Below are 5685 nucleotides of genomic sequence, written 5' to 3' on the forward strand. Positions count from 1 at the left end.
TACAGTCAAAAGCAAACATCGGTACGCCCTCTGCATCTGCTGCTTCTATTGCAGGCGTACTACCTGATGGATCATTTACTGACAGAGAAATCGCATCACAGCCGTCTACTACCAATGTCTCTATTCTCTCTGATGCTATTGCTCCGTCAAGATCACTTTCCAGTACTACTGCTGTGAATCCATAGTCCTGAGCTGCTGCATTTATTCCTTCTTCTATTGTTGTATAAAAGGCATGCTCTCTTGATCCCAGGATAAATCCTAATTTGTATTCGCTATTATCTTTTGCTCCTTCTGTCGTTTCATCTGAATCTCCTGCTGTTGTTCCTTCTGTTGTCTGCGCTGCTCCTGTTGCCGTCGTCGTATCTGTGTTTCCTCCGCACCCACTTGCAAGTGCCATGAGCAGTGCCATTATAAGCATCAGGGCTATTGTCTTTTTCATTCTTTTTTCCTCCTTGTTTTCTGGGGTTTATTATCTTTGCCGATATACACAAAGCAAGCTTACTTGATTCATTTTTTCAAAACATGTTGTGAAACAAAAAATAACAAAACAGCAATTCGGTAAACTCACTTTACTAAAAACAATAATATATCGACTTTATAGTAAAGTCAATATACCTACAAACTTCTTTTTTTACACAAAAAAAAGACTTTAATTGTGCACATTAAACAATAAAGTCTTTTTTGTTTTAAGTCTCTCTATAACTATATATAATCGAATAATTTATTCTAAATAATATCAGCTGTTAAAAAAAATTTTTCCTTCAAACACCTGATTTATTACATTGCATGCAGATCCTAAAAGTTGTGAATCTTCACGAAAAAAAGTTTTTTTAACTTTAATTACATGATCCAAAGAAGTAAATTTTAATCGGTTTATTTCATTCTCCAGCAATTCAATATACTTATCAGGCAGAAATACACTATCATGCCCAAGCAAAATCAGATCAGGATTTAACAGATTTACCGTACTAGTCAAAGCTGCGGCAAGCTTTAATATAACATCTGAAAGAACCTGTTCTACTTTGTGATCATCTAACGTGCAAAATTCTCGAAAAGAATATTTTTCCCCGGTAATGTTTCTAAGCACATCCCTTATTACAGGAGTAGCAGCATACATTTCTATACACCCTTTATTTCCACAAATGCACCTCGGGCCTTTGTAATCTATACTCACATGCCCTATTTCCGGAGCCAAACCGTGATTGTTAACTTGGAGATGTCCATCCATAACAATTCCACTACCTACACCACGAGATATGCCTAGGAGAATAAAGTTGCTAAAACCTCGCCCATATCCATAAAGCATTTCTGCCAAAGCTCCGCATTGATTATCATGATCTAGAAAAACCGGCAAATTGTATTTATTGCTCAACAGATCCACTATACTTATATTTTTTATTCCATGAAAATAGCGAGGCTCAAGTATCTTGCCTTCTTCACAGTCAATTGGACCAATAGAAGCAACCCCTATACCAAGAATATCTGACTCTTTTGATATCATTACATCAATTAGAGAATATATGTTTTGCAAAAGAATATCTCTTGTTATATATTCAATATCAATTCGATCTCTGCTGATAATATTAAGATACAAATCACATAAAACAACTTCACATCTGTCACGAAAAATAAGCAAGCCTATAATTTTAGGGGCTTGGGGAGATATTTCAAGAGCAACAGAATTTTTTCGAAGCGCACTATCAGAATTGGCAGGACTTTCAATTAGCAGATTCATTTCAATAAGTTCTGAAACTATATTAGTTACAGCCATTTTTGTCAGACCCGTCTGACGTGCTAGATCAGCTCTGATTCTGCAATGCTTTGTTGCTACAAGTTTTAAAACAAGCCCTCTATTATGCTGCTTATTTATTTGACTATTTCTACCTTTATTCATATTTTTTACCCATCATATAAAAGATTGTTTTCTTGATTATAGCAAAACAAAGTAAATATATCTTAAAATGTCAAAAATTTTCCAAGAGACAAGAATTAATAAAAATAACCAGCAGAAGTGTTTTTATAAAACTCTTCTGCTGGCAAGACAAAATTCAGTTTGCTTTTTCTAAACTCAAAGGTTTGATAGCTGCAGCTTTACTCTAAGATAATTTTTCAGTTCATTTTGCACATGATTAGGCAAATCAGCTATATCGTTGGGCGAATAACTTCTTACCGCTTCTAGATAAAGATATAAAAATTCTGTACCTACATTAAATTTATTAATACCCTCTTCAAATGCTATTTTAAGCTGATTATCAGGAATACCGCTTCCCCCGTGCAAGACTAAAGGAACATCAGTAGCCCTGTTTATTTCACGCAAGCGATCTAAATCAAGCTTAGGTTCTTCTTTATAGAAACCATGTGCACTGCCTATGGCAACTGCAACCGAGTCACAAGTAGATTGTTCACAAAAATACTGTGCTATTTCAGGTTTAGTATATTTATCAGTATCCGACTGATCAGTAACAGTATTAGCAAAACCGACATATCCTAGTTCTGCTTCAACATCAACCCCCATCGAGTGAGCATACTTTGCAATTTCTCTTGTGTTTTTCATATTTTCTTCGACAGAAAGCATGGAACCATCATACATTACCGAAGTAAAACCATCTTTTATAGCACTCATAATAAAATTGTAATCACTGCTATGATCAAGATGAAGACCTATCGGAACCTTTACTTTTGCTGCTTCTGATTTAACCATAGCAGCAAAAGCAGCTGTTGTAGTCCAATTAAATCTGTAACAATGTTCGGGGTACAACATTACAATAACTGGTTTGTTTAGCTCTTCAGCCACAGAAATTACCGACTTAACAGTGTTATAATCCAAACAATTAAACCCGATTGCTGATGTTTTGGCTTGGTCAGCCATTTTTAAAATCTCACTCACTTTTTCTAAAGACATAATTCTCTCTCTTTCTATTATTCATTTTTAAGACTTTCATATAAGCCTTTAAAAATTATTGACGTCGATACAGCTCCAGGATCAGGTAATCCTATTGCTTTTTCTCTAAAATTTTTTGACCTGCCAGCTCTTGGCATCATGTGTCTGGTTGCCTCTACACCATTTTCAGCACCTTTATATGCACCATAAAATATTTGTATTATATTATCAGTATCAATTCTTTCAGCTTTCATACCGTCAATCGCTGCCCAAAAAGCATCCAGCATAGTTTTGTCGCCAGATTTAGTTCTTCCTCTTTTTGATATAACAATTGCACTATTTTCAAAAAACTTTATTAAATCATCTGCACTAGTATTTTCCTTTTCACTTAAACAACTAAGCCCCCCTGTAAACATACTGCCGAAAATAACACCTGATGCCCCACCCATAGTTTTTACTAATTCAATACCTGTTTCCTTAAAAAGCGAATACACAGAATTATAATCATGCGAAGAAAGTCTGTTTTTAACCTCTGTAAAACCTTCCTTCATTCCAAAACCATGATCTCCATCTCCAATAACCGAATCAAGCTTTGTCAACATCGGTTCGTTTTCAATTAACAGATCGCTGGCATATATCAGTGCTTTTTTCATATTTTCTGCTGTAACATATTGCACGACAAATACCTCTTTGTAATATTTTTTCAATCTTCAGCAAATATTATTTGCATATCTTCATTCAAAGATTCGTATGGAAACCCTAGTAATTTTTTATCAGATATCATAGCACTGACTTGTTGTTTCACCTTCACAAGATAAGCCTTACCAAATTTTGTATGATCCGCAAGTATAAAGGACTCCACAGCGGCTTTTATCATCAAAGTTTTTATATCTGCATCTTCATATCTAGGTGTAGAAAATCCAAAATCTTCATCTATTCCATTTATACCGATGAAACTTTTATCTACTCTTATATTTCTAATAAAATCAGATGCAACATAACCCTCTACAGTATTGTGAACATAGTTTAATTCTCCTCCTACTATCATGACATTATAGGATTTGCATTCCGACAATGTTTCTACAGCTAGAAGGGAGGTAGTTATTATTCTAAGATTTTTTTTCTGCTCAGAAGCAAGCAACCTAACTAATTCAAAAACAGTACTTGAACTATCTAAAAGTATAGTATCGTGATCATTTATAAACTCAATTGCTCTTTGAGCAATCTTGCTTTTTAATTCAACATCTTTTGACAAAAGTTCTGTGCTGTTAATAGGCTTGCCTACAGAGTAAGCCAGCATAGCTCCTCCATGTGTGCGAACAATCAATCCTTTGTGCTGCATTTCATCAAGGTCTCGTCTAATTGTAGCTTCGGAACTATCCAAAAGTCTGCTCAAATCACTGACCTTTGCAGATTGTTCCTGGCAAACAATATCATAAATCTTTTTTTGTCTTTCTTCTGCAAACATTTAATTCCACCTATAACACAAAACTGTCACCATAAACCTCTGTATTCATCAACGTTTCAATTTCTGCATCCATACACAATATAGAAATATCATATCCAAATATATCTAAAATATTTGAAAAAGCACCATTTCTTATTTTTTTTACATTATATTCTGAAGATAAAGCATCATATATATATTTTGTCATTATATAACTATCTGCATAACTTGTCAGTCTAAGTCTATTCACCATAACAAAAAGAGTTTCATCATATTGTGGTTTTATTTCTTGAGTCAACATTTTCAAAGCAATCAAAGCCGCTTCCGAAGGATCACATAAATTAATGTTTTTCACTCCAGGTTCACCTGAAAAACCTGCACCAAAAGAAATGTTTTCATTTTTAAAATCCACATGCATACTTAGACTACCAAGACGATTTTTGGCTTTGTTTAATATATTTACTGTTTCTGACAAAGTCATACCTTTTTCAGCACAAGCACCAGCTAGTTTTATCAAGAGAGCAACCCCGCCTCGACCGCTTCTATTTTCTTTTGATTCTCCAAGAGCAGTTGCTATGTCATCAGTACATATTACATCTCTAACTTCAAAACCTTCCATCTCGAGCAACTCTTTAGCCATATCATTGTTAAGATAATCACCAGCAAAATTATTATATAATAATAAAACGCCGCCATTTTTTCCAATTCTTTTACCAACTTCATAAATTGCATATGCATTCGGAGCCGCATATGCCGCACCAATAACAGCTGCGTCCGCCATCCCTTTGCCAACATAACCTGGAAACAAAGGGCCATTACCACCGCCGCCACTTATAATTATTGCAAATCTATCCAAGTCCGCATCAGCCCTGATTAAAGCCCCACATTTTGCTCCAATATCTATCTGTTTCAATCTACCTGCATGAGTCACTTCCATGCCTGCACAAACATTAAAGGCAAATTTTTCCATTTCTTTCGATTTCCAAATCATGCAAAACTCCTGTAAGGTAAGAAAAGCTTAAAGCTTTTTCTTTTTCTGAGCCATATCAAGGATAACAGCCATCAGAATAATCGCACCAATAACAGTCCTCTGCCAATAAGAATTAATGTGCAGAAGATTCATACCGTTATTTATAACTGCAATAACCGCAACACCAACCATAGCCCGAGCTACAGAACCACTACCACCTGACAATGAGGTTCCACCAAGTACAGTAGCCGCAATAGCATACATCTCGTAACCATCCATTGCACCAGGTTGTCCATTTTGCAACTTAGAAGAATTAAGTACACCTCCAACAGAAGCCATCGCTGCGCAAATCACATGTCCCAAAAAGATTATTCTAGCAGTATTTAT

7 protein-coding genes are annotated in these 5685 nt (G+C 35.2%); all 7 read right to left on the reverse strand.

From position 1 onward, the window contains the following. A partial coding sequence (locus AC0KSB_RS07375; protein ID WP_472307830.1) for a sugar ABC transporter substrate-binding protein occupies positions 1 to 439 on the reverse strand: 439 nt, incomplete at its 3' end. 297 nt (positions 440 to 736) lie between these two features. After that, complete coding sequence (locus AC0KSB_RS07380) at positions 737 to 1894, reverse strand: ROK family protein (RefSeq protein ID WP_472307832.1); 1158 nt, start codon at positions 1892 to 1894, stop codon at positions 737 to 739. Between the two features lie 174 nt (positions 1895 to 2068). Beyond that, the gene (locus AC0KSB_RS07385) at positions 2069 to 2902 is read right to left on the reverse strand and encodes a class II fructose-bisphosphate aldolase (RefSeq protein WP_472307834.1); all 834 of its coding nucleotides are present in this window, start codon (positions 2900 to 2902) and stop codon (positions 2069 to 2071) included. Positions 2903 to 2919: 17 nt separating this feature from the next. Beyond that, entirely contained in the window at positions 2920 to 3558 is a 639-nt protein-coding gene (gene dhaL / locus AC0KSB_RS07390; protein WP_472307836.1) for a dihydroxyacetone kinase subunit DhaL, read from the reverse strand. A gap of 26 nt (positions 3559 to 3584) precedes the next feature. Continuing rightward, on the reverse strand, positions 3585 to 4349 hold the full coding sequence (locus tag AC0KSB_RS07395) for a DeoR/GlpR family DNA-binding transcription regulator (RefSeq protein WP_472307838.1): 765 nt from the start codon (positions 4347 to 4349) through the stop codon (positions 3585 to 3587). A 10-nt stretch (positions 4350 to 4359) separates the two neighbouring features. Beyond that, a complete protein-coding gene (locus AC0KSB_RS07400; RefSeq protein WP_472307840.1) occupies positions 4360 to 5319 on the reverse strand; it encodes a dihydroxyacetone kinase subunit DhaK in 960 nt (319 codons plus the stop codon). Positions 5320 to 5346: 27 nt separating this feature from the next. Beyond that, positions 5347 to 5685 (reverse strand): ABC transporter permease (locus AC0KSB_RS07405; protein ID WP_472307842.1); only part of this gene is annotated, 339 nt, incomplete at its 5' end.

This window comes from Ercella succinigenes, from assembly GCF_900002895.1.

What these genes read in the sequence shown, in the direction of transcription:
- AC0KSB_RS07395 (WP_472307838.1), bottom strand. Translation starts at nt 4,349, where the DNA reads ATGTTTGCAGAAGAAAGACAAAAAAAGATTTATGATATTGTTTGCCAG.
- AC0KSB_RS07400 (WP_472307840.1), bottom strand. Translation starts at nt 5,319, where the DNA reads ATGATTTGGAAATCGAAAGAAATGGAAAAATTTGCCTTTAATGTTTGT.
- AC0KSB_RS07385 (WP_472307834.1), bottom strand. Translation starts at nt 2,902, where the DNA reads ATGTCTTTAGAAAAAGTGAGTGAGATTTTAAAAATGGCTGACCAAGCC.
- AC0KSB_RS07380 (WP_472307832.1), bottom strand. Translation starts at nt 1,894, where the DNA reads ATGAATAAAGGTAGAAATAGTCAAATAAATAAGCAGCATAATAGAGGG.